The organism is Pseudomonas sp. p99-361 (genome assembly GCF_003935475.1).
GTDB classification, from domain to species: Bacteria; Pseudomonadota; Gammaproteobacteria; order Pseudomonadales; family Pseudomonadaceae; genus Aquipseudomonas; species Aquipseudomonas juntendi.
In genome coordinates this window covers 24,684-50,396 of the sequence record NZ_RHQO01000005.1, presented here as the reverse complement: position 1 = coordinate 50,396, position 25,713 = coordinate 24,684, and the positions used below count along the sequence as shown (strand labels likewise).

21 protein-coding genes are annotated in these 25,713 nt (G+C 63.6%); 5 read left to right on the top strand and 16 right to left on the bottom strand.

Annotated features, from left to right (window positions below; translation table 11 throughout):
* Positions 1 to 2: 2 nt before the first annotated feature.
* Complete coding sequence (locus EGJ22_RS03965) at positions 3 to 3,059, top strand: efflux RND transporter permease subunit (protein ID WP_125920131.1); 3,057 nt, start codon at positions 3 to 5, stop codon at positions 3,057 to 3,059.
* Between the two features lie 57 nt (positions 3,060 to 3,116).
* Here EGJ22_RS03965 and EGJ22_RS03960 read toward each other — a convergent pair whose 3' ends face one another.
* From EGJ22_RS03960 to plsB, 5 genes are all read right to left on the bottom strand, one after another.
* Complete coding sequence (locus tag EGJ22_RS03960; RefSeq protein WP_009686974.1) at positions 3,117 to 3,518, bottom strand: hypothetical protein; 402 nt, start codon at positions 3,516 to 3,518, stop codon at positions 3,117 to 3,119.
* 143 nt (positions 3,519 to 3,661) lie between these two features.
* Positions 3,662 to 4,348 (bottom strand): DUF4197 domain-containing protein, encoded by a 687-nt coding sequence (locus tag EGJ22_RS03955; protein WP_009686973.1) that lies wholly within the window; start codon positions 4,346 to 4,348, stop codon positions 3,662 to 3,664.
* A 33-nt stretch (positions 4,349 to 4,381) separates the two neighbouring features.
* Entirely contained in the window at positions 4,382 to 4,780 is a 399-nt protein-coding gene (locus EGJ22_RS03950) for a YbaY family lipoprotein (protein ID WP_125920130.1), read from the bottom strand.
* 66 nt (positions 4,781 to 4,846) lie between these two features.
* Positions 4,847 to 5,206 carry a YbaY family lipoprotein gene (locus EGJ22_RS03945; protein WP_009686971.1) on the bottom strand — a complete coding sequence of 120 codons (360 nt, stop codon included), beginning with the start codon at positions 5,204 to 5,206 and terminating at the stop codon, positions 4,847 to 4,849.
* Positions 5,207 to 5,278: 72 nt separating this feature from the next.
* Complete coding sequence (plsB, locus tag EGJ22_RS03940) at positions 5,279 to 7,765, bottom strand: glycerol-3-phosphate 1-O-acyltransferase PlsB (protein ID WP_009686970.1); 2,487 nt, start codon at positions 7,763 to 7,765, stop codon at positions 5,279 to 5,281.
* 233 nt (positions 7,766 to 7,998) lie between these two features.
* On the opposite strand from plsB, the gene EGJ22_RS03935 reads away from it, so the two are divergent.
* Positions 7,999 to 8,208 carry a cold-shock protein gene (locus tag EGJ22_RS03935; RefSeq protein ID WP_003252255.1) on the top strand — a complete coding sequence of 70 codons (210 nt, stop codon included), beginning with the start codon at positions 7,999 to 8,001 and terminating at the stop codon, positions 8,206 to 8,208.
* 90 nt (positions 8,209 to 8,298) lie between these two features.
* Here the strand turns inward: EGJ22_RS03935 and EGJ22_RS03930 are convergent, their stop codons facing one another.
* The 4 genes from EGJ22_RS03930 to EGJ22_RS03915 form a co-directional block, all read right to left on the bottom strand.
* On the bottom strand, positions 8,299 to 8,676 hold the full coding sequence (locus EGJ22_RS03930) for a hypothetical protein (protein ID WP_009686969.1): 378 nt from the start codon (positions 8,674 to 8,676) through the stop codon (positions 8,299 to 8,301).
* Positions 8,677 to 8,693: 17 nt separating this feature from the next.
* A complete protein-coding gene (locus EGJ22_RS03925; RefSeq protein ID WP_047150000.1) occupies positions 8,694 to 9,506 on the bottom strand; it encodes a putative RNA methyltransferase in 813 nt (270 codons plus the stop codon).
* A complete protein-coding gene (dapE, locus tag EGJ22_RS03920; protein WP_009686966.1) occupies positions 9,506 to 10,657 on the bottom strand; it encodes a succinyl-diaminopimelate desuccinylase in 1,152 nt (383 codons plus the stop codon). Before dapE ends, EGJ22_RS03925 begins: the two co-directional genes overlap by 1 nt.
* A gap of 94 nt (positions 10,658 to 10,751) precedes the next feature.
* Entirely contained in the window at positions 10,752 to 13,343 is a 2,592-nt protein-coding gene (locus tag EGJ22_RS03915; RefSeq protein WP_029885084.1) for a glycosyltransferase, read from the bottom strand.
* Positions 13,344 to 13,462: 119 nt separating this feature from the next.
* On the opposite strand from EGJ22_RS03915, the gene tcdA reads away from it, so the two are divergent.
* The gene (gene tcdA / locus EGJ22_RS03910) at positions 13,463 to 14,272 is read left to right on the top strand and encodes a tRNA cyclic N6-threonylcarbamoyladenosine(37) synthase TcdA (RefSeq protein WP_009686964.1); all 810 of its coding nucleotides are present in this window, start codon (positions 13,463 to 13,465) and stop codon (positions 14,270 to 14,272) included.
* 71 nt (positions 14,273 to 14,343) lie between these two features.
* On the opposite strand, the gene EGJ22_RS03905 is transcribed toward tcdA, so the two are convergent.
* From EGJ22_RS03905 to EGJ22_RS03890, 4 genes are all read right to left on the bottom strand, one after another.
* Entirely contained in the window at positions 14,344 to 14,754 is a 411-nt protein-coding gene (locus tag EGJ22_RS03905) for a SufE family protein (protein ID WP_125920129.1), read from the bottom strand.
* Entirely contained in the window at positions 14,751 to 15,956 is a 1,206-nt protein-coding gene (locus EGJ22_RS03900; RefSeq protein ID WP_125920128.1) for a cysteine desulfurase, read from the bottom strand. The genes EGJ22_RS03905 and EGJ22_RS03900 overlap by 4 nt, the downstream gene beginning before the upstream one ends.
* A gap of 81 nt (positions 15,957 to 16,037) precedes the next feature.
* Positions 16,038 to 17,072, bottom strand: coding sequence for a 2,3,4,5-tetrahydropyridine-2,6-dicarboxylate N-succinyltransferase (gene dapD / locus EGJ22_RS03895; RefSeq protein WP_009686960.1), 1,035 nt, complete (start codon positions 17,070 to 17,072; stop codon positions 16,038 to 16,040).
* 31 nt (positions 17,073 to 17,103) lie between these two features.
* Positions 17,104 to 17,451: an ArsC family reductase gene (locus tag EGJ22_RS03890; RefSeq protein ID WP_009686959.1), complete on the bottom strand. Its 348-nt coding sequence runs from the start codon at positions 17,449 to 17,451 to the stop codon at positions 17,104 to 17,106.
* A gap of 374 nt (positions 17,452 to 17,825) precedes the next feature.
* Here EGJ22_RS03890 and EGJ22_RS03885 point away from each other — a divergent pair, with 374 nt between their 5' ends.
* Entirely contained in the window at positions 17,826 to 19,472 is a 1,647-nt protein-coding gene (locus EGJ22_RS03885; protein ID WP_009686958.1) for a Na+/H+ antiporter, read from the top strand.
* A 208-nt stretch (positions 19,473 to 19,680) separates the two neighbouring features.
* Here EGJ22_RS03885 and dapC read toward each other — a convergent pair whose 3' ends face one another.
* The 3 genes from dapC to map are packed head-to-tail and all read right to left on the bottom strand — an operon-like array spanning position 19,681 to position 24,425.
* Positions 19,681 to 20,877: a succinyldiaminopimelate transaminase gene (dapC, locus tag EGJ22_RS03875; RefSeq protein WP_125920127.1), complete on the bottom strand. Its 1,197-nt coding sequence runs from the start codon at positions 20,875 to 20,877 to the stop codon at positions 19,681 to 19,683.
* 30 nt (positions 20,878 to 20,907) lie between these two features.
* On the bottom strand, positions 20,908 to 23,610 hold the full coding sequence (locus EGJ22_RS03870) for a [protein-PII] uridylyltransferase (RefSeq protein ID WP_054890071.1): 2,703 nt from the start codon (positions 23,608 to 23,610) through the stop codon (positions 20,908 to 20,910).
* A 32-nt stretch (positions 23,611 to 23,642) separates the two neighbouring features.
* Positions 23,643 to 24,425 (bottom strand): type I methionyl aminopeptidase, encoded by a 783-nt coding sequence (gene map, locus EGJ22_RS03865; protein ID WP_125920126.1) that lies wholly within the window; start codon positions 24,423 to 24,425, stop codon positions 23,643 to 23,645.
* Between the two features lie 412 nt (positions 24,426 to 24,837).
* Here map and rpsB point away from each other — a divergent pair, with 412 nt between their 5' ends.
* On the top strand, positions 24,838 to 25,575 hold the full coding sequence (gene rpsB / locus EGJ22_RS03860) for a 30S ribosomal protein S2 (RefSeq protein WP_003252287.1): 738 nt from the start codon (positions 24,838 to 24,840) through the stop codon (positions 25,573 to 25,575).
* The last annotated feature ends 138 nt before the right edge of the window (positions 25,576 to 25,713 follow it).

The following is a 25,713-nucleotide window of genomic DNA, read 5'->3' as shown; positions in this document are numbered from 1 at the left end:
CGATGGGTTTCAACCTTTCTGCCTGGGCGCTGCGCAACCGCCAGATCGTCCTGTTCCTGATGATCCTGCTGGCGGCCATTGGCGCCATGTCCTACACCAAGCTGGGCCAGAGCGAAGACCCGCCGTTCACCTTCAAGGCCATGGTCATTCGTACCCTGTGGCCCGGTGCCACGGCCGAGGAAGTGGCGCGCCAGGTAACCGAGCGCATCGAGAAAAAGCTGATGGAAACCGGTGAGTACGAGCGGATTGTCTCGTTTTCCCGGCCTGGCGAATCGCAGGTCACGTTCATGGCCCGCGACTCGCTGCACTCCAAGGACATTCCCGAGCTGTGGTATCAGATCCGCAAGAAGGTCGCGGACATTCGCCATACCTTGCCGCCGGAAATCCAGGGCCCCTTCTTCAACGACGAATTCGGCACTACCTTCGGCAATATCTATGCACTGACCGGCAAGGGCTTCGACTACGCCGTGCTCAAGGACTATGCCGACCGGATCCAGATCCAGCTGCAGCGGGTCAAGGACGTGGGCAAGGTCGAGCTGATCGGCTTGCAGGACGAGAAAGTCTGGATCGAACTGTCCAACCTCAAGCTGGCTACCCTGGGGGTGCCGCTGCAAGCGGTGCAGAACGCCCTGCGCGAACAGAATGCGGTCAGCACCGCCGGCTTCTTCGAAACCCCCAGCGAGCGCCTGCAACTGCGGGTAAGTGGTCGCTTCGACAGCGTCGAGCAGATTCGCCAGTTCCCGATTCGGGTGGGCGACCGCACCTTCCGCATTGGCGATGTCGCCGAAGTGTACCGTGGCTTCAATGACCCACCCGCACCGCGCATGCGCTTCATGGGCGAAGAGGCCATTGGCCTGGCGGTGTCGATGAAGGATGGCGGCGACATCCTGGTGCTGGGCAAGGCGCTGGAAAGCGAGTTCGAACGCCTGGCGCACAACCTGCCGGCCGGCATGGAGTTGCGCAAGGTCTCGGACCAGCCCGCGGCGGTCAAGGCCGGTGTGGGCGAGTTCGTGCAGGTGCTGGCCGAGGCGCTGGTCATCGTGCTGCTGGTCAGCTTCTTCTCCCTGGGCCTGCGGACCGGCCTGGTGGTGGCGCTGGCCATCCCCCTGGTGCTGGCCATGACCTTCGCGGCCATGCATTACTTTGGCATCGGCCTGCACAAGATTTCGCTGGGGGCGCTGGTACTGGCCCTGGGCTTGCTGGTAGACGATGCGATCATTGCCGTGGAAATGATGGCGATCAAGATGGAGCAGGGCTACGACCGCCTCAAGGCGGCCAGTTACGCCTGGAGCAGCACGGCCTTCCCGATGCTCACCGGCACCCTGATCACCGCAGCGGGCTTTTTGCCCATCGCTACGGCGGCCTCCAGCACCGGCGAATACACCCGCTCGATCTTCCAGGTGGTGACCATTGCCTTGCTGGCATCGTGGCTGGTCGCCGTGGTGTTCGTGCCTTACCTGGGCGAGCGCCTGCTGCCCGACCTGGCCCGGCTGCACGCGGCCCGTCATGGCCAGGCGCCAGACCCTTATGCCACGCCGTTCTACCAGCGTGTGCGGCGGGTTGTGGCGTGGTGTGTACGGCGCCGCAAAACGGTGATCCTGCTGACCATCGCGGCCTTCATCGGCAGCCTCCTGCTGTTCCGCTTCGTGCCCCAGCAGTTCTTCCCGGCGTCCGGGCGCCCGGAACTGATGGTCGACCTGAAGCTGGCCGAAGGTGCATCGCTGGCCAATACCGCCGAGCGCGTCAAGCAAATGGAGGTGCTGCTCGCGCAGCAGGATGGCATCGACAACTATGTGGCCTACGTGGGCACCGGTTCGCCGCGCTTCTACCTGCCGCTGGACCAGCAACTGCCGGCCGCCAGCTTCGCCCAGTTCGTGGTACTGGCCAAGTCGATGGACGACCGCGAGCGCCTGCGCAGCTGGCTGATCGCCACGGTGGACCAGCAGTTCCCCGAGTTGCGCGCCCGGGTCACCCGCCTGGAAAACGGCCCGCCCGTGGGTTACCCGGTGCAGTTCCGCGTCACGGGCGAGCATATCGAGAAGGCGCGGGCACTGGCCCGTGAGGTGGCGGCCAAGGTACGCGAGAACCCGCATGTGGTGAATGTGCACCTGGACTGGGAGGAACCGAGCAAGGCGGTGTTTCTGAGCATCGACCAGGACCGTGCCCGTGCGCTGGGCGTGAGCACCGCGCACCTGGCGAGTTTCCTGCAAAGTTCGCTGACCGGCACCACCGCCAGCCAGTACCGCGAAGACAACGAGCTGATCGAGATACTGCTGCGCGGTACGCTGCAGGAGCGCAGCGAGCTGGGCAACCTGGGCAGCCTGGCGTTGCCGACCGACAACGGCCAGAGCGTGGCGCTGTCGCAGGTCGCGACCCTGGAGTATGGCTTCGAGGAGGGCATCATCTGGCACCGTAACCGCCTGCCGACGGTGACCGTGCGGGCAGACATCTACGACAAGGCGCAACCTGCGACACTGGTGAAGCAGATTCTGCCATCTTTGCAGGGCATCCGCGCCAAGCTGCCCGACGGTTACCTGTTGGAAGTGGGCGGCACGGTGGAAGATGCCGAACGCGGGCAGAAATCGGTGAACGCTGGCATGCCGCTGTTCATCGTGGTGGTGTTGAGCTTGCTGATGATCCAGCTGCGCAGCTTCTCACGCACGCTGATGGTGTTCCTGACCGCGCCGTTGGGGTTGATCGGCGTGACCCTGTTCCTGCTGGTGTTCCGCCAGCCGTTCGGCTTTGTCGCCATGCTCGGCACCATTGCCCTGGCGGGGATGATCATGCGCAATTCGGTGATTCTGGTTGACCAGATCGAGCAGGACATTGCGGCAGGGATGGACCGCTGGCAAGCGATCATCGAGGCCACGGTGCGGCGCTTCCGGCCGATCGTGCTGACCGCGCTGGCCGCGGTGCTGGCCATGATCCCACTGTCGCGTAGCGTGTTCTACGGGCCGATGGCGGTCGCGATCATGGGTGGCCTGATCGTGGCCACTGTGCTGACGTTGTTGTTCCTGCCGGCGTTGTACGCGGCCTGGTTCAGGGTAAAGCAGCGTTGAAGACCCAGGCGCGAGCGTGCAGGCAGCTTGCGCCCTGGGTGTTGAAGGCGCCGGCCCTTACCAGCTCAGGCAGCTGTTGGTGCGGCCTTTGCACGGGCCATGGCCGCTGACGGCGGCAGGTGCAATACGGGCTTGGTCCTGAGCGACGAAAGTCTCTTTCCAGGCCAGGCGCTTGCCGTGCGGGCTACCGTTGGTGGCCTGGTAGCGCAGGCTCACCTGGTAAGCATGGCCTTCCTTGAGCGTTGCCCCATCGATCATGAAACTGAAGGTCTGGGGCAGCGCCAGTTCGCCTTGCTGCTCGAGGGTAAGCACGGGCTGCAGGACGGAGCTGCCTTTGGCAGCGCCGAAGCCCTCCAGTTTTTCACTCAGGACCAATACGTAACTCGCCGAAGCGTCCGGTGTTATCCGGTCTTGGCTTTCGCAGTCGATGAAGATCTGGAAATGTGGGGTGGAGGGCATAACGGAAACTCCTCGTCGAAAAGAGCCGCCATCCTGCACCTTGCTGTTGGCCGAGGGAGCGGGGAAAGGCGGTACAGCCAAAACGACGCAGAGGCAGCGGCCGCGCGGGTTCACGCAGACCGCTGCTGTGGCACCACGCGTTATCAGAGCGTGCCGAAGACCTTCTTGGCCAGGCTGGTAGCTGCGGCGGCCGGGTTCTGGCGAATGTTCTGCTCTTGCTTGCCGATCATCTCGAACAGGCCGTCCAGCGCCTTCTCGGTCACGTAGTTCTCGATGTTGGCGTCATCCTTGACCAGCCCCAGGCCTTTGGCCTGCGCGGCGAAGGCGTTGTACTGCTGAGCCACGCCAACCTGGTCGGTGGCCTGCTTGACGACCGGCAGGAACTTGGCCCGAATCTGCTCGCGGCTGCTCTTGTTCAGGTACTGGGTGGCGGAGTCGTCACCGCCGCTGAGAATGCCCTTGGCGTCGGTCACGCTCATGTTCTTCACGGCGTCTACCAGAATCGCCTGAGCCTGCGGCACGGCCTTTTCGGCGGCCTTGTTCATGCTGGCTTCCAGGGCTTCGACCTGTTCGCCCTTGCCGAACATCTTCATCGCTTTGGCGGCCTTGCCCAGGTTGCCCGGCAGTTCGATACGCACGTCCGGGTTGTTGCTGAAGCCGCCTGGGGTGCTCAGTTGCTTGACCGCCAGTTGCGCGCCTTGGGTGAGGGCATCTTTCAGGCCGCCGGTGGCGTCCTTCTGGCTCAGGTCGCCCAGCGACAGGGCCAGCGCGCTGGCCGACAGCAGCAGGCCGGCGCACAGGATGGTGAAGCGCAGGGAAGTGCGGATCATGAAGCGTTCCTTGTAAACAGATGAATACGGGTATCAGCGAACCTGGTCGAGCTTGACGCGCACGGGTTGCGGGTCGGAGCCGTCGAGCAGCACGCCATGGTGTTCGGTATTGATGAACAGCAGTTTGCCGCTCAGCTCGATGCGCGCGCTCAGCGCATAGCGGTGGCCGGGTTTGACCTGGCGCGGATCGTAGGTGAGGTGGAACGGCAGCGGCACGTTGCCTTTGACCGGGCCGGCCTGGCGGGCCAGGGTCACTGCCGGGGCGTCCAGCAACGACACGTCCTGCAGTTCGACGCTCAGGGTGGCGGCCGGGGGCAGGGCAATGCGCTGCAGGTAGAAGACTTCGCCATCCAGGCTGGCCTGGGCGGGCGGGGTTTGGCTGGAGCAGGCTGCGAGCAGGGATGCGCAACACAGCATAAAGAGCTTTTTCATGGAATCTCCGTTGTCCTTGGAGCCGGCTTGTGGCCAACCCCAGGGACTTTAGCGGATTTTCCCTAATCAATCATGGAGCACGACCGGGGGCGTCGCCACGTTATCGACCACCACGCGTTCGGTGCCAGACAAGGTGTGAGGGTTTACGGCGTGATGGGTGGTGTTGATGAACTGCAGTTGCCCGTTCTGCTCGATGCGCACGGCCAGCACGTAGCTACCGCGCGGGTCGAGCTGGCTGAGGTCGCAGGCCAGTTGCAGCTTGATCGGCAGTACACCGGCGCACTGAAGGCGCAGCTCGGCCTGGCTGACGGCCGGCGCGTCGGCACGGGACACGTCGAGCAGGCTCAGTAGCACCTGGGCGGAGGCTGGCAGGTAGTTGTCGCTGGAACAAACGATTTCGACGTCGATCGATTTGATCTGGTTCATGGTGATGCTCCTTGAGAGGGGGAAAGCACGGCGATGCTGTCCCCTCTCAAGGCCTGGCGGCAGACAGAAAAGCTACCCTTGCACCACCTCTGAAGGCTCGTCGCGATGCAGCGCCACCTGGCGGATGGACAGGCGCAGCTCGGCCGACAGCACGCGCTTGGCCACGCCCTCGGCCAGTTCGCCGAGCTTGTCGTGGTAACCCAGCTTGCCTTGGGTATCGGCATGCAGCACGCCTTGCTGGAGCAAGGTCTGGATGAAGTGGCGGAACAGCGTCTTGTCGAAAAACTCTGGGGCGTTCAGGCCATGCAGGATCGACAGGCGCTGGGCCATCATCACGCACAGGTCTTCCAGCGCTTCGGCGCTGAGGCTGTTCTGCCCACTGTTGAGCAGCAGGGATGTGGCCATGTAGAAACGCTGCAGCGTCTGGGTGATTGTGCGGGCCAGCAGGGTCAGCAGCACGAACTGCCGCGAGCTGGGCGGCGGGCGCACATAGATGTCGTTGTCCTGGCGCAGCAGGCCTTGCTCGACCAGCGCCGCCAGCCACTGGTCGATAACGTCGTCCAATTGCTGCGGCGCCCAGCGCAGGAACAGTTCGGCCTGCAAATACGGGTACAGCGCGTGCACATACTGCCCCAACAGTTCGCGGCTCATGCGCGAGCTGCTGAGGAAGAAGCTGGCCAGCAGCGCCGGCAGGGCGAAGATGTGCAGCACGTTGTTGCGGTAGTAGGTCATCAGCACCGCATTGCCTTCATCCAGGTACAGGATGCGGCCCAGGGCGTCCTTCTGCTCGGCGACCAGGTTCATGCCGCGCACGTGTTGGATCAAGGCCTGGCCGTCACCCTCGGGCAGGGTGATGTGCGGCGAGTAGGGCACCTGGCGCAGCAGGGCCAGGTACAGGTCGAGCACGCGGACCAGGGCGCGTTCATCCAGGGCCAGGCGGCTGGTGGATAGCAATGCCATGGCCACCAGGTTGACCGGGTTGATGGCCGCCGCCTCGTTGAGGTGGCGGGCCACGGTCTCACCCAGGCGATGGGTAGTGGCATTGAGCCAATCCGGGCGGTATTGCGGGCCATGCTCCTGCTCACGCCAGCCGGGTTGTTGCTCGTCGAGGAAGCCGGCCAGGCGGATCGGCTCGCCAAAGTTGACCGACACCTGGCCAAAGCGCTGCCTCAGCGCGCCGAACACCTTGAAGATATCGAATACCGACTCTTTCTTCTTGCTGGCACCGCGCAGCTCGCCCAGGTAGGTGCGGCCTTCTAGCACGCGTTCATAGCCGATGTAGACCGGCACGAACACGATGGGCGTGCGCGACGAACGCAGGAAGCTGCGCAGGGTAATGGCCAGCATCCCGGTGCGCGGTTGCAGCATGCGCCCGGTACGGGAACGGCCGCCTTCGACGAAGTACTCCACCGGGAACCCCTTGGTGAACAGGGTGTGCAGGTATTCGTTGAATACCGCGGTATACAGGGGGTTGCCCTTGAAGGTGCGGCGCATGAAGAACGCCCCGCCACGGCGCAGCAGGTTGCCGACCACCGGCATGTTGAGGTTGATGCCCGCGGCCACGTGGGGTGGCGTGAGGCCGTTGCGGAACAGCAGGTACGACAGCAGCAGGTAGTCGATATGGCTGCGGTGGCAGGGCACGTAGATCACTTCGTGGCCGGGCGCGATGCCCTGCACCTGCTCGATGTGGTTGACCTTGATGCCGTCGTAGATCTTGTTCCAGAACCAGCTGAGCACCACCTCCAGGAAGCGGATGGCAGTGTAGGTGTAGTCAGAGGCAATCTCGTTGCCGTAGCGCAAGGCCTGGGCTTCGGCCTTGGCCAGCGGCAGGTTTTCGCGCTGCGCCTCCTCGGCGATGGCCTGGCGCACCAGCGGTGCATGAACCAGCCCCTTGACCAGGTTGCGGCGGTGCGAAAGGTCGGGGCCGATGACCGCGGTCTTGAGGTTGCGAAAATGCACGCGCATCAGGCGCTGGGCCATGCGCACGGTGCGTTCGTGGCCTTTGTTGTGCTGCACCAGTTCGCGCAGGTGGATGGGGGCAGAGAACTGCACGCGGGTCTTGCGCCCGAGTATCAGTACGGTCAGCAGCCGCCGCAAACGCCCGGTCACTGCCCAACTGTCGGCAAACAGCAGTTTCCACGGGCTGGACTCGCTGGCCGGGGTCTGGCCCCAGAACACGCTGACTGGAATGATCTGCGCATCTTCCTCGGCATGCTGGGTAACGGCAGCTACCAGGCGCTCGAGGGTGGGCGGGGCGCCACGCTTGTCCTGGCGGCCCAGCCAGTCGGGGTCGGGGGTCAGGTAGAAGAACGCAGCGGGTTCCTGCAGCGGACCGACCGTTACCGGCAGCACCGGGCGCGGCAGCCCTGCCTTGGTGCACTCGTGGTCGAGTACGACCAGGTCGGTGAGCGCCGGGGTAGGCAAGGCGTAGATCACTGGCCGGCTGCGGTCCAGGTTCAACGACATGGCCGACTGGTTGATGGTTTCGGAGCGCACCCACAGGTACAACAGGCGACGCAGGGCGCCGAAAATCAGGCGGCGCAGGGGGGAACGGGTCATGGGGTGTGTGCCCTGGGTGTGATGTTCAGGTGAGTATCCAGTTAATTAGTCTGCCGTATGTGCGTAAGTTCAGCAAAAATCGGCCAACAGCGGGACCGTCATCAATTTTTTTTGTGCTGTGGCATATACTCGGCCTGCCACTTGCAGGTTATTTCGGCAAGCGGCGTTGGCACGGGGCAGGTACGCCCATGCCTGCACGGCGATCTTCACAATAAAAAACCGGAGTAGTACAGATGTCGTCTCGTGAAACTGGGAATGTAAAGTGGTTCAACGATGCCAAGGGTTATGGCTTCATTCAGCGCGAAGGTGGTGCGGATGTATTCGTCCACTATCGGGCGATTCGCGGTGAGGGGCATCGTACCCTGGTTGAAGGGCAGCGGGTGGAATACGCCTGCGTGCAGGGCCAGAAAGGCCTGCAAGCCGAAGACGTGGTAGGCCTCTGAGCCTTAAGCTATAAGCTTCAAGCTGCAAGTGACCGTGTACTTGCAGCCTGATGCGAGCCTTCTTGAAACTTGCAGCTTGAAGCTTCAAGCTCAAGACGTACGCCAGGTGATTTCCTCTTCGCCGTCGGCGCTGATGCGGACCCAGCGGTCGGCATCCTCCTCGCCGTCTTCCTCGACCCAGCCACCCGGTGCGCAGCGTACTTCCACCCCCAGTGCGGCGAATGCAGCGCGGGCGCAGGCAATATCGTCGGCCCAGGGGGTCTGGTCGCTTTCCAGGTACAGGCTGTTCCATTTCCCTACAGCCTTCGGTAACCAAGTGACCGGAATGTTACCGGCCTGGCATTTGAAGGTCTGGCCTTTCTGCTTCCATTCGCTGCACGGGCCGATCGCCTGGGCAAGCCACCCGGCAATCTGTTTGTGGTCGACGTCGGCGTCCTTCAGGTAGATCTCGATATCAGGTTGGCGCATAAGGGCTCCGGGTGTGCTCAGTCTTGGCGCACAAAATAGTCATAACGCATGGAAACCGTTACCTCGAACGGCTCGGGCTGGTCGATTACCCGTGCACGTTTTTCGGCGCTGGCGCGCCAGCCGTGTGGGGTCATGGCCAGCAGGTCGGCGCGGGCCTTGGGGGCTGCCAGGCTCAGGCGCAACGCCAGGGTTTCGCTGTGGGCATGGACCATGCCCTCGGGGACCAGGGCCAGGTGCTTGTCGTCGGCGTAAGGGCGTACTTCATCGTAGAGCACTTCACGCAGTTCCATCAGGTGGCCGCTGGTCGGGCCTACCCGCATCAGGCCACCGCCGGGGCTGAGCAGGCGTTTGGCTTCGGCCCAGTCCAGCGGGCTGAATACGCTGGCGATGAACTGGCAGCTGGCATCGGCCAGCGGCACGCGGGCCATGCTGGCGACCATCCAGGTGACAGCCGGTGCGCGGCGGCAGGCACGCTTGACCGCCTCGCGGGAGATATCCAGGGCGTAACCGTCGGCCGCGGGCAGGGCCTGGGCCAACTGCGCGGTGTAGTAACCCTCGCCGCAGCCAATGTCCAGCCAGGCACCGGGCTGGCGCTCGGCGGCCAGTTCGGCCAGGCGCTGGGCCACCGGCGCGTAGTGGCCGCCGTCGAGAAAGTCGCGACGCGCCTCGACCATGGCCTGGTTGTCACCCGGGTCACGGCTGTTCTTGTGCTGCACCGGCAGCAGGTTCAGGTAGCCCTGGCGGGCCCGGTCGAAGCGGTGGCCTGCCGGGCAGGCCACGCCGTTGTCGACTTGCGCCAGCGGCGCCTGGCAAAGGGGGCAGGCAAGCATCAGGCGAGCAACCGGACCAGGGTCTGGTAGTAGATTTCTGTCAGCAGGTCGAGGTCGCTGGCCAGAATCCGCTCGTCCACCTGGTGGATGGTGGCGTTGACCGGGCCCAGCTCGACCACCTGGGTGCCCAGGGTGGCGATGAAGCGGCCATCGGACGTGCCGCCGCTGGTCGACGGTTGGGTGTCGCGGCCGGTGACACCTTTGATGCTGGCCGAAATGGCACCCAGCAGCTCGCCCGGCTCGGTGAGGAACGGCAGGCCTGACAGCGCCCAGTCGATCGACCAGTCCAGTTCGTGCTTGTCGAGGATCGCCGACACCCGCGCCTGCAGGCCTTCGACGGTGGACTCGGTGGAGAACCGGAAATTGAACAGCGCAGTCAGCTCGCCCGGGACCACATTGGTGGCACCGGTGCCGGAGTTGAGGTTGGAGATCTGGAAGCTGGTCGGCGGGAAGAATGCATTGCCTTCGTCCCAGTGCTCGGCTGCCAGCTCCGCCAGGGCCGGTGCGGCCAGGTGAATGGGGTTGCGCGCCAGGTGCGGGTAGGCCACATGGCCCTGTTTGCCGCGCACGGTCAGCTTGGCGCCCAGCGAGCCACGGCGGCCGTTCTTGACCACGTCACCCAGCAGGGTGGTGCTGGACGGTTCGCCGACGATGCACCAGTCCAGGCGCTGGTTACGTGCTTTGAGGCGTTCGACCACAGCCTTGGTGCCGTAGTGGGCCGGGCCTTCCTCATCGCTGGTGATCAGGAAGGCGACCTTGCCGCGGTGGTCGGGGTAATCCTGCACGAAGCGTTCGCTGGCAACCACCATGCAGGCCAGGCTGCCTTTCATGTCGGCTGCGCCGCGGCCGCAGAGCATGCCGTCGGCGTCGATCAGCGCATCGAACGGTTCATATTGCCATTGCTGCACCGGGCCGGTGGGCACCACGTCGGTGTGGCCGGCGAAGCACAGTACCGGGCCTTCCTGCTGGCCATGGGTCGCCCAGAAATTGTCGACGTCTTCGATGCGCATCGGCTCGAGCTGGAAGCCCACGGCGCCGAGGCGGTTCATCATTTGCGCCTGGCAATCGGCGTCGACGGGGGTGACGGAGGGGCGACGGATCAGGTCGCAGGCCAGTTGAAGGGTAGGCGAGAGCTCGGCAGGGGCCGTCATGGGGAACTCCGGGGCAAGGCAAGGCGGGGAAATCTGAGGGGCGTTATCTTATAGCAAACCAGTCGCGAAAGGGGCGCCAAGCGCCCCCAACATCTCAAGCCTGTTGCGCCTCGGCAGCCTTGTGCGCAGGCTTGGGCAGCGACGACAGCAGCGCCATCACGAGTGCCGCCACGTACGGCAACGACTGCACCAGCAGCATGGCCATCCAGAAGCGCATGTCCGAGCTCGGCAGCCCCTGCACCAGGTAGATACCCAGCGCTGCGCCCCACAACAGCAGCATGATGAACAGTTCCTCGCGCGCCTCGGCAATCGCCACCAGCAAACCATGGCTGTCGGCATGCTTTGGCGTGCGGATGAACGGCATGCTGCTGGTGAAGAACCCGTACAGCACCGCTTTGGCGATGGTATGCGACAGCGCCAGCCCCGCCAGCGCCGCCGCGAAGGCATCCTTCATGTTCACCCCCACCGCACGCCGGTAGAGGAACAGGATCTTGCCGACCTTGAAGAAGAACAGCGCCAGCGGCGGGATGGCGAAAATCATCAGTGGCGGGTCGACCCGGTGCGGCACGATGATCATCGCGGCCGACCACAGCAGCGCCCCGATGGTGAAGAAAATGTTCATGCCATCGGCGATCCAGGGCAGCCAGCCGGCCAGGAAGTGGTAGCGCTGGCCGCGCGTCAGCTGGCTACCCGTGCCGCGCAGCAGGGCGCCGGCGTGGTGCTTGATGATCTGGATGGCACCGTATGCCCAGCGGAAGCGCTGTTTCTTGAAATCGATGAACGTGTCGGGCATCAAGCCCTGGCCATAACTGTTGTGGGCATAAGCGGCCGACAGGCCCTTTTCGAACACACGCAGGCCCAGTTCGGCGTCCTCGCAGATACACCACTCGGCCCAGCCCAGTTCTTGCAGCACGCTGCGCCGGGTCATGGTCATGGTGCCATGCTGGATGATCGCGTCACGGTCGTTGCGGGTGACCATGCCGATGTGGAAGAAGCCCTTGTATTCGCTGTAGCACAGCTTCTTGAATGCACTTTCGTGTTGGTCGCGGTAGTCCTGCGGCGACTGCACCACGGCAATTTTCGGGTCGGCGAAGTGCGGCACCATGTGCTTGAGCCAGTTGCGGTCGACGCAGTAGTCCGAGTCGATCACCGCGATCACTTCGGCGTCTGGCGCGGTGTGCGGGATCAGGTAGTTCAGCGCGCCACCCTTGAAGCCAGCCAAGGGCGCGACGTGGAAGAACTTGAACCGTTCGCCGAGCTTTTCGCAATGGGCCTTGAGCGGTTCCCACACGGCCGGGTCCTTGGTGTTGTTGTCGATCACCAGCACTTCATAATCGGGGTAATCCAGCGCGGCCAGGGCGTCGAGGGTCTGCTTGACCATTTCTGGCGGCTCGTTGTAGCACGGTACATGCACCGACACCTTGGGCCGGTAGGCGCTGTCGGCCTGTACCGGCAGGAACTCGCGGCGGCGCTTGTGGATCCACACCGCCTCGGCCAGTTCATGCGCTTCGGTGAGCAGCACGATGAACACCCCCAATGCGCCGAGCGCCAGCAACACGCCGACGGTCAGGCTGAACCAGGTGCTGTATTGCTGGCTGTAGTCGTAGGCGATCCACACCAGCACCGACCCGCACAGGAAGGTGATGAACGTCAGGAAGGTCCGGCCGCGTTGGCGCAAGGCCGAGCCGTCGATGAACAGCACCATCAGCGCGATCATGGCCAGCACCACCGACGCGACCGCCAGGGCGCGCCACTGCGGAATCGCCACCACGGGCCCCTCGAAGTTGAACTTCTGCTGGCGCTCCGCGTTGTAAACGCCCCAGTAAGCGCCTACCGAGCCTTCGTCACTGGCCTTCCAAGGCTGGTCATAGGCTTCGATGACAAAATAGTTGTAGCCACGGCGGTTGAGCGTGTTGACCAAGGTGCGCAGGTAGATGGCCTGATCGGCCTGGGTGGCATCGGCACCCCCGCGCATGCGGCCATTGCTCGGCCAGCCGACCTCCGACAGCAACAGCGGCTTGCGCGGGAACTGCTGCTTCAGCTCGCGGGCACGGTCGAGCACGAACTCCACCGAGTCTTTCATCGGCACGAATTCCCAGTAAGGCAGGATGTGCGCGGCAATCAGGTCGACGTGCCTGGCCAGCTCCGGGTGTTCCTTCCAGATATGCCATTGCTCACTGGTGGTTACCGGGACCTTGACCGCGGCACGCACCCTGTCCAAGTACTTGATGAGGTTTTCCGGTGTCACTTCTTCGCGGAACAGCGCCTCGTTACCCACCACTACGCGCACCACGCTGCGCGAGGTATTGGCCAACTCGATGGCGGTGGCAATTTCCCGCTCGTTGCGTTCGAGGTCGGGGCTGATCCAGATGCCCAGTGTCACCCGCAGGCCGAACTCCTCGGCCAGCCGTGGGATGTCTGCCTGGGTGCCTTCCACGGTGTAAATGCGGATGCTGTCGGTCAGTTTGCTCAGTTGTTCCAGGTCTTGACGCATTTCTTCGTCACTGGGGTACTGGCCCTTTTGCGGGCTTTCACCCAGGCGGAACGGCGAATACGAGAAGCCAGAGATTTGTTCTGGCCAGGCGGGCGCGGAAACCGGGCGATTGATCAGCGCCCAGAAGCCGGTGAACAACGCAGCGATGGCCAGCACCACAACCAGGTTCAGGCCGAATTTACGTGAAGACATTGTCGTCCATTTCTGTCGAAGTGATAGGACATTAAAGCAGGGTTAGTAGTCCATTTCCTAACGGTGCAGGCCTTGGGCTCGCTGGCATATAATGCGCGCCGGTTTTTTAGGGTATGAACATGAGTACAGAAGATCCACGCTTCGCCGGCGTTGCCCGGCTGTACGGCGATCAAGGCCTGCAACGCCTGGGCCAGGCCCATGTGGCGGTGGTCGGGATTGGCGGGGTGGGTTCGTGGGTGGCCGAAGCGCTGGCGCGCAGTGGCGTGGGCGAAATCACCCTGTTCGACCTGGACGATGTCTGCGTCAGCAACACCAACCGCCAGGCCCACGCCCTGGAAGGGCAGGTGGGGCGCCCCAAGGTCGAGGTCATGGCCGAGCGCCTGCGGGCGATCAACCCGGCCTGCACGGTGCATGCAGTCGCCGATTTCGTCACCCGCGACACCATGGTCGAGTACATCACCGAACACCTGGACTGCGTGATCGACTGCATCGACAGCGTCATGGCCAAGGCCGCGCTGATCGCCTGGTGCCGCCGGCGCAAGATCGCCATCGTCACCACCGGGGGGGCCGGCGGGCAGATCGACCCCACGCAGATCCAGATCGCCGACCTCAACAAGACCTTCAACGATCCGCTGGCCTCGCGGGTCCGCTCCACGTTGCGGCGTGACTACAACTTCTCGCGCAATGTCAGCCGCAACTATGGCGTGCCGTGTGTGTTTTCCAGTGAGCAGCTGCGTTACCCCAAAGGCGATGGCAGCGTGTGCCTGCAGAAAAGCTTCGTTGGCGAAGGCGTGCGGCTGGATTGTGCCGGCGGCTTTGGCGCGGTGATGATGGTGACCGCCACCTTTGGCATGGTGGCGGCGAGCAAGGCGATAGAGAAACTGGTGGCCGGTGCGCGACGGCCATCGGAGCGGGTCAAGCCCGTGTAAATCCCTGTAGGAGCGGCCTCGTGTCGCGATGGGGCGCGCAGCGCCCCCGACGATGTTGGCCCCCACCCCAGTTAACGTTTGACCACCAGCTCTGCCATGCGCTGCAACACCGCATGCAGCCCATTGCTGCGCGATGGCGACAGCTGGCGCTCCAGCCCCAGCTGGCTGAACCAACCCCGCAGGTCGAGCGCCAGCAGTTCACCGCTGGTCAAACCCTGCACCCGCACCAGCAACAAGGCCAGCAGCCCGCGTAACAAACGGGCATCGCTACCGGCCTTGAACCGCCATGCGCCATCGGCCTGCTCGGCCACCAGCCACACCAGGCTTTCGCAACCGTGCACCCGGTTGGCCTCGGTTTTTTCGTTGGCAGCCAGCGGCTCCAGCCGGTCGCCCCATTGCATCAGCAAGCGAGCACGCTGTTCCCAGCCCTTGCCCTGTTCGAACGCGGCCAGCGCCTGTAGCGCCTGTTCCGGCAGGCTCATCGCAACAACTCCAGGCCTTGGTCCAGCGCGTCGAAGAAGCGCTGCAGGTCGCTGCTGTCGTTGTACAAGCCCAACGACACACGGATCGCACCCTCCAGGCCCAGCCCCTTCAACAGCGGCATGGCGCAGTGGTGCCCGGCACGCACGGCAATGCCCTGCTCGGTGAGCAGGTGGGCGATATCGGCATTGTGCACGCCTTCGATGACGAAGCTGGCCAGCGCCGCCTGTGGCGTGCCCAGCACCCGGATACCCTCGCGGTCGGCCAGGCCACGCAGCAGTTGCTGATGCAGGCTGGTTTCGTGGGCGGCGACCGCGTGGCTATCGAGGCTGGCCAGGTAGGCAAGGGTCGCGCCCAGGCCGATCACCCCGGCAATGGGCGGGGTGCCCGCTTCGAAACCCAACGGCGCCGGGCGGAAGCTGGCGCTATGGTAGTCGGCCAGTTGCACCATCTCACCGCCAAACTGCCAATGGCGCAGCAGCTCGAAAGCCTGGCTGCGGCCGTAGAGCACGCCGACACCGTCCGGGCCATACAGCTTGTGGCTGGAAAACACATAGAAGTCGCAGCCCAGCTGCTGCACATCATGGCGCCCATGGACCACGCCCTGGGCGCCGTCGACCACGGTCACCGCACCTTGCGCACGGGCATGGGCCAGCAGGGCAGGCAACGGCTGCCAAGTGCCCAGCACGTTGGACAACTGGCTGACGGCCAGTACCCGGGTGCGTGGGCCTACCAACTGCAGGGCCTGGTCCAGGTCGATGTGGCCGTGAATGTCCAGCGGCAGTACCACCAGGCGCAGGTCGTGCCGCTGCGCCAGTTGCTGCCAGGGCAGCAGGTTGGCATGGTGCTCCAGCGCGCTGACGGCAATTTCGTCGCCCGCCTCGAAGCGGTGCTCCAGGCCATAGGCCAGCAGGTTCAACGCCGAAGTGGCGCCATGGGTGAACACGATTTGCCGGGCATCGGCGGCGTTGAGCCAGGCGGCCACCTTGTTGCGGCTGGTTTCGAAAGCCTGGGTCGCCAGTGCACCGGGCAAGTGCTGGGCGCGGTGCACGTTGGCTGCGCCATGGGCGTAGTAATGGCCCAGAGCATCCAGCAAGGCTTGCGGCTTCTGGGTAGTGGCGGCGCTGTCCAGGTATGTCTGGTGCTGCCGTTGCAGGGCGTCGATGGCGGGGAAATCGGCACGCCAGGGGGAGGGCTGGAACATGATCGCGGGGCCTGGAATGAAAAACGGGTCTGGCGTGTTGGCGCCAGACCCGATGTTAACACCTCAAACCGTGCAAGGTTCTCAGTTGTGGGCGTGCAATGCTTCGTTCAGCTCAATGGCCGACTTGTGGGTCTTGCATTCCACTGCGCCGTTCAGCGAGTTGCGGCGGAACAGCAGGTCGGTCTGGCCTGCCAGGTCACGCGCCTTGACCACCTTGACCAGTTCGTTGTTTTCGTCCAGCAGGTTCACCTTGGTGCCGGCAGTGATGTACAGGCCCGCTTCGACGGTGTTGCGGTCACCCAGCGGGATACCGATACCGGCGTTGGCGCCGATCAGGCAGCCTTCGCCGACCTTGATGACGATGTTGCCGCCACCGGACAGGGTGCCCATGGTCGAGCAGCCGCCGCCCAGGTCCGAGCCCTTGCCGACGAATACGCCAGCGGAAACCCGGCCTTCGATCATGCCCGGGCCTTCGGTGCCAGCGTTAAAGTTGACGAAGCCTTCGTGCATGATGGTGGTGCCTTCGCCAATGTAGGCGCCCAGGCGCACACGGGCGGTGTCGGCGATACGCACGCCGGCGGGGACCACGTAGTCGGTCATTTTCGGGAACTTGTCCACCGAGAACACTTCCAGCAACTCGCCTTTGAGGCGTGCTTCGAGTTGCAGTTCGGCCAGTTCGCTCAGGTCGACCGCACCCTGGTTGGTCCAGGCCACGTTCGGCAGCAGCGGGAAGATGCCGGCCAGGCTCACGCCGTGTGGCTTGACCAGGCGGTGCGACAGCAGGTGCAGCTTGAGGTAGGCCTCGGGGGTCGAAGCCAGCGCAGCGTCTTCGGCCAGCAGGGTGGCGACCAGCGGCTTGTGGCTTTCGGCCAGGCGGGTCAGCAGCGCGGCCTGGGCGGCATCCACGCCTTTCACCGCTTCGGCCAGTTGGGCGGCCTGGGCGTTGCTGAAGGCGATGGCCTGGTTGCCACCCTGGTAACCAAGAACAGGCGCGACTGCGGCGACCAGTTCGGCGCTTGGGTTGAGCAGGGGTTGTGCGTAGAACACTTCCAGCCAGGCGCCCTGGCGGTTCTGGGAGCCGACACCGAAGGCCAGGCTGAACAGGGTATTGGACATGTGATTACCTCGTGCGAAATAGGGTAGGGGCTCAGGCGAAGGCTGCGGCGTACAGGTCAGGCTTGAAGCCGACCAACGTGCGCGCGCCAAGGTCGAGCACCGGGCGCTTGATCATCGACGGCTGGGCCAGCATCAGCTCGACGGCCTTGGCCTGGTCGAGGTCTGCCTTGCTGGCGTCTTCCAGCTTGCGGAACGTGGTGCCGGCACGGTTGAGGATGACTTCCCAGCCGTGTTCGTCGCACCAGCGGTTCAGGCTGTCACGGTCGATGCCTTGGGTCTTGTAGTCGTGGAATTCGTAGGCGATGGACTGGTCTTCGAGCCAGGTACGCGCTTTTTTCATGGTGTCGCAGGCTTTGATGCCGTAGAGCGTGTAGGTCATTGTGTGCATTGGGGATCACAGGTTGCCCCAACCTCTCCGTTTTTCGATTTCAGTCGCGGGATTATGCGGGAACGGAGATGTGAGCGCCACGGGTGTGCTTGTCTTGGGTTTTGCGGGCGGCGCAGATGTGCAGGTCTTGGGTCTTGCATCGCTTATGAGATCGAGCGCCGCGCGGGCGGCGCGCGATCTCGCAGGCGCTGCAAGACTCACGGCAGGCCCAACCACCCAACCGAAGTATCATCATGTTACATATTCATCCGCCACCTGCGACTATCGTGCAGCGGCCCCGGTTCGCCGATCGCCGCTAACATATTGTTTCAATGGCGATGTTTCGCCCTGTTGTCGTTTCTGGTTCATAAAGGAAGCCTTACCGGATGCAGTCCGCCTACACCGTCCTCATCCTGTTGACCTTGGTCAGCCTGTCGAAACTGGTCGGTCGCCTGATTCCGCTGCCCTTGCCGCTGGTGCAGATCGCCGCTGGCGCCTTGCTGGCGTGGCCGACCCTGGGCCTGCATGTGGCGCTGGACCCCGAGCTGTTCCTGTTTCTGTTCCTGCCGCCACTGCTGTTCGCCGATGGCTGGCGGATTCCCAAGCGCGAACTGTGGCGCCTTCGAGGGCCCGTGGTGGCGCTGGCGGTAGGGCTGGTGCTGTTCACTGTGGTCGGGGCCGGTTACTTCATTCACTGGCTGATGCCCAGCATCCCGCTGCCGGTGGCCTTCGCCTTGGCCGCCGTGTTGTCGCCGACCGACGCCGTTGCCGTATCGGCCATTACCCAGGACCGCCTACCCACCCCGCTGATGCATATGCTGCAGGGCGAGGCGCTGATGAACGACGCCTCTGGCCTGGTGACCTTCAAGTTCGCCCTGGCGGCGGCAATCACCGGGGCCTTCTCGCTGGCCGACGCCAGCTTCAGCTTCGTGCTGGTAGCACTGGGGGGCCTGGCAGTGGGCGTGGCCCTGAGCTGGCTGATCGGCCGCCTGCGCATGTGGATGATCACCCGGGGCTGGGACGACCCTGCGACCCATGTCGTGTTCATGCTGCTGTTGCCGTTCGCGGCTTATGTACTGGCCGAGCGCCTGGGCGTGTCGGGCATTTTGTCGGCAGTGGCCGCCGGCATGATGCAGAGCTGGCTCGACCTGCTGCCACGCCAGACCAGCACCCGCCTGCTCAACCGCAGCGTCTGGTCGCTGCTGGAGTTCGCCTTCAATGGCCTGATTTTCCTGCTACTGGGCCTGCAGTTACCGGACATCATCAAGGCTGTGGTCAGCCACGAAACCACCGTGTGGCCGACCCTGGCCTACCGCTGCCTGGATGTGCTGGCGATTTTTGCCGCGCTGATCCTGCTGCGTTTCATCTGGGTGCAGAGTATCTGGCGCGCGATCGGCGTGCTGCGCCGCTGGCGCGGTAAGCCGGCGCTGGTGCTGGTGCCTACGGCGCGCTCCTGCTGGCTGCTGACCTTCGGCGGCGTGCGGGGTGCAGTGACTCTGGCGGGTGTGATGTCGGTGCCATTGCTGATGGGGGCAGGCAAGGCGTTCCCGGAACGGGACCTGCTGATTTTCATCGCGGCAGGGGTGATCCTGCTGTCGCTGGTCAGCGCCTGTATCGCCTTGCCGCTGTTGCTGCGCGGGGTGACCAAAAGCGCCGACGAGCGCTTGCAACAGGAGGTGCAGGAAGCCTGGCGGCGCACGGCAGAAGCGGCGATCCATGCCTTGGAGGCGGAGGAAGTGATCGACAGCAGTGCGCCGCAGGATGCAGACCAGGCAACCATGGCCACGGAACTGAAGGCGCGCCTGATGGCGGAGTACCGGGATGAGCTGGACAGTTATAACGACACGGCCGAAGCCAAGGCGCTGGCCGAGCAGATGGATTTGCTGGAGCGCCGCTTGCGCCTGCGGGCGCTAAGGGCGCAGCGGCTGGAGCTGTACAACCTGCATCGTCAGCACGAGGTGGGCGATGAAGTGGTGCGGCAGGTGCTGGGCGAGCTGGACATGAGTGAGGCGAACCTGGGCCAGGTCAAATAAAGCGCTGGGGCTGCCTTGTAGCAACAGGTATCTCACCTACCCCGGTAGGAGCAACTGTCTTTCTGCAAATTTGAAAAGCCTGCGCGATTCATTGTGGGAGCGGGCTTGCCCGCGAAGCAGGCGACGCGGTGTCTGGCACCGGCTGCGCCGGTGTTCGCGGGCACGCCCGCTCCCACAGGAACCGCGTACAAACCGCCCCCCGATCCTGTCAGCGGCTTTGCAGAAACGCGCGAATGCGCTCGGCAGCTTCGATGCACTCGGCCAGCGGTGCAACCAAGGCCATGCGGACACGCCCGGCCCCCGGGTTCACACCACCCACTTCCCGCGAAAGGTAAGACCCCGGCACCACCGTCACATGCTGGGCTTCGAACAGGTCACGGGTGAACTCGGCATCGTCGCCAGGCACCTTGGCCCACAGGTAGAAGCTGCCGTCCGGGCGCTGTACGTCCAGTACCGGCTGCAGGATCTCCAGCACGGCATCGTATTTGGCGCGGTACTGGTCGCGGTTTTCGCGCACATGCGCTTCATCCTGCCAAGCGGCGATGCTCGCCAGTTGGGTTTGCACCGGCATGGCGCAGCCGTGGTAGGTACGGTACAGCAGGAATGGCTTGATGATGTCGGCGTCGCCGGCAACGAAGCCCGAGCGCAGGCCCGGCAGGTTGGAGCGCTTGGACAGGCTGTGGAAGACCACGCAACGTTTGAAGTCGCTGCGGCCCAGCTCCGCGCAAGCGCTCAACAGGCCCGGCGGCGGGGCGTCTTCGTCGAAGTACAGTTCGCTGTAGCACTCATCGGCGGCGATCACGAAGTCATGCTCGTCGGCCAGGGCAATCAGCGTTTTCAGGGTGTCCATGGGCACCAGCGCCCCGGTCGGGTTGCCCGGCGAGCACAGGAACAGGATCTGGCAGCGCTGCCAGACATCGGCCGGCACGGCGTCGAAGTCCGGGTTGAAGCCATTGGCTTCCAGGCACGGCAGGTAGTGTGGGGTGGCACCGGCTAGCAGGGCTGCGCCTTCATAGATCTGGTAGAACGGGTTCGGGCTGACCACCAGGCCGTCATCGGCGCGGTTGACCACGGCCTGGGTGAAGGCGAACAGCGCCTCGCGGGTGCCATTGACCGGCAGGATATGACGGTCGGCGTCGAGCCAGCCGGCGGGCACGCCAAACCGCTGCTCGCACCACTGGCCAATAGCCTGGCGCAGCGCCGGCAGGCCGAGGGTGCTGGGATAGACAGCCAGCTTGTCGAGGTTGTCGGCCATGGCCCGGGCGACGAACGCCGGCGATTCGTGCTTCGGCTCACCGATCGACAGGGCGATGGCGCGTTTGTCCGCCGCAGGCTTCACGGTGCCCAGCAGGGCGCGAAGCTTTTCGAACGGGTAGGGCTGAAGCTGGGTCAAGGCATGGTTCATCGGCGCAAGGTCTCGTCAATCGTCTAATCGTTAAATGGTCAGGCGGCTCGGGCTGGTGTCGCTGCCTTGGCCGGCCTGCAGCTGTTGCACGATAGCTTCCTGCAGGCGGCTGCACAGTTGCGGGTCGGACAGCGGCTGGTTGTCGGCATCGGTGATGAAGAACACGTCTTCGACCCGTTCGCCGAGGGTGGCGATCTTGGCGTTCTGCAGTGACAGGTCGAACTCCAGGAAAATCCGCCCCAGCCGGGCCAGCAGGCCAGGGCGGTCGGGGGCCGTAATCTCCAGAATGGTCACCGGCCGTTGGGCATCGTTGAGGATGGTCACCTGTGGCGGGAAGTCGAAGTGCTTGAGCTGGCGGGGCACCCGGCGCTGAATGATGGTCGGGTAGTTCTCGGGGTTGCGCAAGGCTTCGCTCAGGCCGTCGCGAATCTGCCGCACCCGTTGCGGGTTGTCGCCAATCGAGCCGCCGTCGTTGTCCAGCACGATGTAGGTGTCGAGGGTGAACTGGCTGCTGGAGGTGATGATTCGCGCGTCGTGAATGTTCAGGTTCAGCTGCGACATGGCCGCTACCGTCACCGCAAAGAAGTCGTGCTGGTCCGGGGCGTAGATGAAGATCTGCGTGCCACCCTCGAACTCGCGCTGGGTGGTTTCCTTGATCAGCACCAGCGGGCCGCCATCGGCGGGCTGCTGCAGGATCGCATCACTGTGCCAGGCCACGTCGGCCGCAGTGTGCTTGAGGAAGTAGTCATCGCCCAGCTGCGACCACAATTGTTCGACGTCGTCCGGGTCGGTGCCCTCGCGCACCAGGATGTCCAGGGCGGCAGACTGGGTTTGGCGAATCTGCTCTTCGCGGTCCAGCGGGTTTTCCAGGCCGCGGCGCAAGGCCCGCTTGGTCTCGGTGTAAAGCTGGCGCAACAGGCTGGCGCGCCACGAGTTCCACAAGCTGGGGTTGGTGGCATTGATATCGGCCACGGTCAGCACGTACAGGTAGTCCAGGCGCGTTTCGTCGCCGACGTGCAGGGCGAAGTCGTTGATCACCTGTGGGTCGGACAGGTCCTTGCGCTGGGCGGTGGTAGACATCACCAGGTGGTTGAGCACCAGCCAGACGATCAGCCGGCTGTCCCACGCGGGCAGTTGATGGCGTTCGCAGAACTTCTGCGCGTCGACCGCACCGAGTTCGGAGTGGTCACCGTGGCGGCCCTTGCCGATGTCGTGGTACAGGCCGGCCAGGTAGATCAGCTCGGGTTTGGGCAGGCGCCCCATGAGCTTGCTGGCCAGCGGAAACTTCTCGGACACCGGTGTGTACTGCAGCTTGCGCAGGTGCTTGATGAGGTTGAGGGTGTGCGCATCCACGGTATAGATGTGGAACAGGTCGTGCTGCATCTGCCCGACGATCAGGCCGAACTCGGGCAGGTAACGCCCCAGGATGCCGTAGCGGTTCATTCGGCGCAGGTTACGGTGTATGCCGATCTCGCACTTGAACAGCTCGATGAACAGGCTGGTATTGCGGATGTCGGTGCGGAACGTGTCGTCGATCAGGTGCCGGTGTTCGCGCAGCAGGCGCACGGTATCGGCGCGTACACCCTTGATTTCCGGGTGCTGGGCCATCAGCACGAACATCTCCAGCATGGCGAACGGCGTGCGCTTGAACACGTTCGGCCGGGTGGCCTCGATATAGCCGTCATGCAGGCGGAAGCGCGCATTCAGCGGCTGGGTGCTGCCACTGTCCTCGTCGGCGAGGATGACCTCCTCGAAGTGCTGGATGATCAGGTCGCACAGCTGGCTGATGCTCATCACCACCCGGTAGTACTGGGTCATGAACTGCTCGATCGCCCGCTTGGGGTTCTCGTCGTGGTAGCCCAGCAGTTCGGCCAGGCTGCGCTGGTGGTCGAACAACAGGCGGTCTTCGGCGCGGCCGGCCAGCATGTGCAGGGCGTAACGCACCTTCCATAGAAAGTCCTGCGACGAGGCCAGCAGTTCGTTCTCGCTTTCCAGCAGGAAGCCTTCGCCAGCCAGTGCGAGCAGGTTCAAGGTGCCGTATTGGCGGCGCGCCACCCACAGTACGGTCTGGATATCGCGCAGGCCGCCAGGGGACCCTTTGACGTTGGGTTCCAGGTTGTACTCGGTGTCGTTGTACTTGTGGTGGCGGGCCTTGAGTTCGGCGCGTTTGGCCAGGAAGAACTCCTTGCTCGGCCACATGTGCGCGGTGCTGGTCACGTCCAGCATGCGTTGGCGCAACGGCTCCGGGCCGGCGATGGTGCGGCTTTCCATCAGGTTGGTGATCACCGTGAGGTCGGCGCGGGCCTGTTCGGCACACTCGTCCACGGTACGCACGCTCTGGCCGACTTCCAGGCCTATGTCCCACAGCAGGGTCAGAAACCGTTCGATGGCATCGCGGTACTGTTCATGATCGGCAGCGCCCAGGAGGATCAGCAGGTCGATGTCCGAATGCGGGTGCAGTTCACCGCGCCCGTAGCCACCCACCGCAACCAGGGCGATGCCGCTGTGGTCCCCCCAGTCGAACTGGTTCCAGGCCTGTTGCAGGATATTGTCGACCAGCCAGGCACGGGCCTCGATCAGCGGGCGAATGTCGCCGCCGGCGCGGAAACGCTTGTCGAGCACCTCGCCGGCCAGGCGGATGGCTTTCTTGAAAGCGGCGATAGGGCTCGCCTTGAGGGCCAGTTCCGCCTGGAACTGGCCGCGGTCGAACAGTTCGGGGTCCACCTGGGGCATCGCGTCACGTTCCTGTCGTGGGTTGGCCGGGCTCAGGCCGAGGTGCGCGGGATCGTATCGTCCTTGCGCAGGGTGAAGATCTCGTAGCCGGTCGCAGTCACCACCAGGGTGTGCTCCCACTGGGCCGAGAGCTTGCGGTCCTTGGTGATGGCGGTCCAGCCGTCGCCCAGCACCTTGGTGTCGGCCTTGCCCTGGTTGATCATGGGCTCGATGGTGAAGGTCATGCCTTCTTTCAGTTCCATACCCGTGCCTGCGCGGCCGTAGTGGAGGATCTGCGGTTCTTCGTGGAACACCTTGCCGATACCGTGGCCGCAGAATTCACGCACCACCGAGAAGCCGTTCTTTTCGGCGTGCTTCTGGATGACTTCACCGATGTCGCCCAGGCGGCACCCTGGCTTGACCAGTTCAATGGCCTTGTACATGCATTCCTGGGTCACCTTGGACAGGCGCTCGGCCCATGCCGGCACGGTGCCGACATGGAACATGCGGCTGGTATCGCCGTGGTAGCCGTCCTTGATCACGGTGACGTCGATGTTCAGCGTGTCACCGTTCTTGAGCGGCTTGTCATTGGGGATGCCGTGGCAGACCACATGGTTGATCGAGGTGCAGATCGACTTCGGGTAGCCTTTGTAGTTGAGCGGCGCCGGGATGGCCTGCTGAACATTGACGATGTAGTCGTGGCACAGGCGGTCCAGCGCTTCGGTGGTGACGCCGGGCTTGACGTGTTCCTCGATCATTTCCAGCACTTCGGCGGCCAGGCGGCCAGCGATGCGCATCTTTTCGATGTCTTCTGCGGTCTTGATGGTAACGGTCATTACAGGCTCTCTACGGCGCCGTGCACGGCGCGAACAAACGGGAAAGGGCTTATTCTATCAGAGCGTCCAGCTGCAAGCTGCAAGTGGCAAGTGGCAAGTGGCAAGCGGCAAGCTACAAGAAGAAGCGGATCGTGCGTCGGCTGCTTTTTGCTTTTTGCATTTGCTTTTGCTTTTGCTTTTGCTTTTGCTTTTGCTTGCAGCTTTTGCTTGCAGCTTGCAGCTTGCAGCTGCTTCCACCGGGTTCCGTTTGCCCGCGGTCTGTGGTATAACATGCGCCGCTTTCGGGCACGACCCCGTCAGCATTTAACCCACACACGTGTCGACACGATGACCTGGGTGCCCCGAGTTGCAGAATTCGCGGGTTGGTCATTGGGATACGTGGAGGCCCAACCCGACTTATCAAGGAACTATCATGTCCCAAGTCAATATGCGCGATATGCTGAAGGCCGGTGTGCACTTCGGCCACCAGACCCGTTACTGGAACCCGAAAATGGGCAAGTACATTTTCGGCGCGCGTAACAAGATCCACATCGTCAACCTGGAAAAAACCCTGCCAATGTTCAACGACGCTCTGTCGTTCGTAGAGCGCCTGGCCCAGGGCAAGAACAAGATCCTGTTCGTCGGCACCAAGCGTTCCGCCGGCAAGATCGTCGCCGAGCAAGCTGCTCGTTGCGGTTCGCCATACGTTGACCACCGTTGGTTGGGCGGCATGCTGACCAACTACAAAACCATCCGCGCCTCGATCAAGCGTCTGCGCGACCTGGAAACCCAGGCCGAAGATGGCACTTTCGCCAAGCTGACCAAGAAAGAAGCCCTGATGCGCTCCCGCGACCTGGAAAAACTGGATCGCAGCCTGGGCGGCATCAAGGACATGGGTGGTCTGCCAGACGCTCTGTTCGTTATCGACGTTGATCACGAGCGCATCGCGATCACCGAAGCCAACAAACTGGGTATCCCGGTTATCGGCGTTGTCGATACCAACAGCAGCCCGGAAGGTGTTGACTACATCATCCCAGGTAACGATGACGCCATTCGCGCTATCGAGCTGTACATGACTTCGATGGCTGACGCCGTCATCCGCGGCCGCAACAACGTTGCCGGCGGCACTGAAGTCTACGCTGAAGAAGCGGCTGCACCTGCTGCTGAGTAATAGGCGCTAGCGTCTACTTGGCACGCGAAAAGGGGGCTCTGCCCCCTTTTTGCCACCTTGAAATCCTGCTGTCAGCATCGGCCCCGCATCATGGGCTTGCTGGAACACAAGCAGCGGATTTGCAGAATTTAACGCCCG

What these genes read in the sequence shown, in the direction of transcription:
- tcdA (WP_009686964.1), top strand. Translation starts at nt 13,463, where the DNA reads ATGAGTACAGAAGATCCACGCTTCGCCGGCGTTGCCCGGCTGTACGGC.
- EGJ22_RS03925 (WP_047150000.1), bottom strand. Translation starts at nt 9,506, where the DNA reads ATGCTTGCCTGCCCCCTTTGCCAGGCGCCGCTGGCGCAAGTCGACAAC.
- plsB (WP_009686970.1), bottom strand. Translation starts at nt 7,765, where the DNA reads ATGACCCGTTCCCCCCTGCGCCGCCTGATTTTCGGCGCCCTGCGTCGC.
- EGJ22_RS03960 (WP_009686974.1), bottom strand. Translation starts at nt 3,518, where the DNA reads ATGCCCTCCACCCCACATTTCCAGATCTTCATCGACTGCGAAAGCCAA.
- EGJ22_RS03905 (WP_125920129.1), bottom strand. Translation starts at nt 14,754, where the DNA reads ATGAGCCTGCCGGAACAGGCGCTACAGGCGCTGGCCGCGTTCGAACAG.
- map (WP_125920126.1), bottom strand. Translation starts at nt 24,425, where the DNA reads ATGACCGTTACCATCAAGACCGCAGAAGACATCGAAAAGATGCGCATC.
- rpsB (WP_003252287.1), top strand. Translation starts at nt 24,838, where the DNA reads ATGTCCCAAGTCAATATGCGCGATATGCTGAAGGCCGGTGTGCACTTC.
- EGJ22_RS03890 (WP_009686959.1), bottom strand. Translation starts at nt 17,451, where the DNA reads ATGACCTACACGCTCTACGGCATCAAAGCCTGCGACACCATGAAAAAA.
- EGJ22_RS03915 (WP_029885084.1), bottom strand. Translation starts at nt 13,343, where the DNA reads ATGTCTTCACGTAAATTCGGCCTGAACCTGGTTGTGGTGCTGGCCATC.
- EGJ22_RS03885 (WP_009686958.1), top strand. Translation starts at nt 17,826, where the DNA reads ATGCAGTCCGCCTACACCGTCCTCATCCTGTTGACCTTGGTCAGCCTG.
- EGJ22_RS03870 (WP_054890071.1), bottom strand. Translation starts at nt 23,610, where the DNA reads ATGCCCCAGGTGGACCCCGAACTGTTCGACCGCGGCCAGTTCCAGGCG.
- EGJ22_RS03930 (WP_009686969.1), bottom strand. Translation starts at nt 8,676, where the DNA reads ATGCGCCAACCTGATATCGAGATCTACCTGAAGGACGCCGACGTCGAC.
- dapC (WP_125920127.1), bottom strand. Translation starts at nt 20,877, where the DNA reads ATGAACCATGCCTTGACCCAGCTTCAGCCCTACCCGTTCGAAAAGCTT.
- EGJ22_RS03945 (WP_009686971.1), bottom strand. Translation starts at nt 5,206, where the DNA reads ATGAACCAGATCAAATCGATCGACGTCGAAATCGTTTGTTCCAGCGAC.
- dapD (WP_009686960.1), bottom strand. Translation starts at nt 17,072, where the DNA reads ATGTCCAATACCCTGTTCAGCCTGGCCTTCGGTGTCGGCTCCCAGAAC.
- EGJ22_RS03950 (WP_125920130.1), bottom strand. Translation starts at nt 4,780, where the DNA reads ATGAAAAAGCTCTTTATGCTGTGTTGCGCATCCCTGCTCGCAGCCTGC.
- dapE (WP_009686966.1), bottom strand. Translation starts at nt 10,657, where the DNA reads ATGACGGCCCCTGCCGAGCTCTCGCCTACCCTTCAACTGGCCTGCGAC.
- EGJ22_RS03965 (WP_125920131.1), top strand. Translation starts at nt 3, where the DNA reads ATGGGTTTCAACCTTTCTGCCTGGGCGCTGCGCAACCGCCAGATCGTC.
- EGJ22_RS03955 (WP_009686973.1), bottom strand. Translation starts at nt 4,348, where the DNA reads ATGATCCGCACTTCCCTGCGCTTCACCATCCTGTGCGCCGGCCTGCTG.
- EGJ22_RS03900 (WP_125920128.1), bottom strand. Translation starts at nt 15,956, where the DNA reads ATGTTCCAGCCCTCCCCCTGGCGTGCCGATTTCCCCGCCATCGACGCC.
- EGJ22_RS03935 (WP_003252255.1), top strand. Translation starts at nt 7,999, where the DNA reads ATGTCGTCTCGTGAAACTGGGAATGTAAAGTGGTTCAACGATGCCAAG.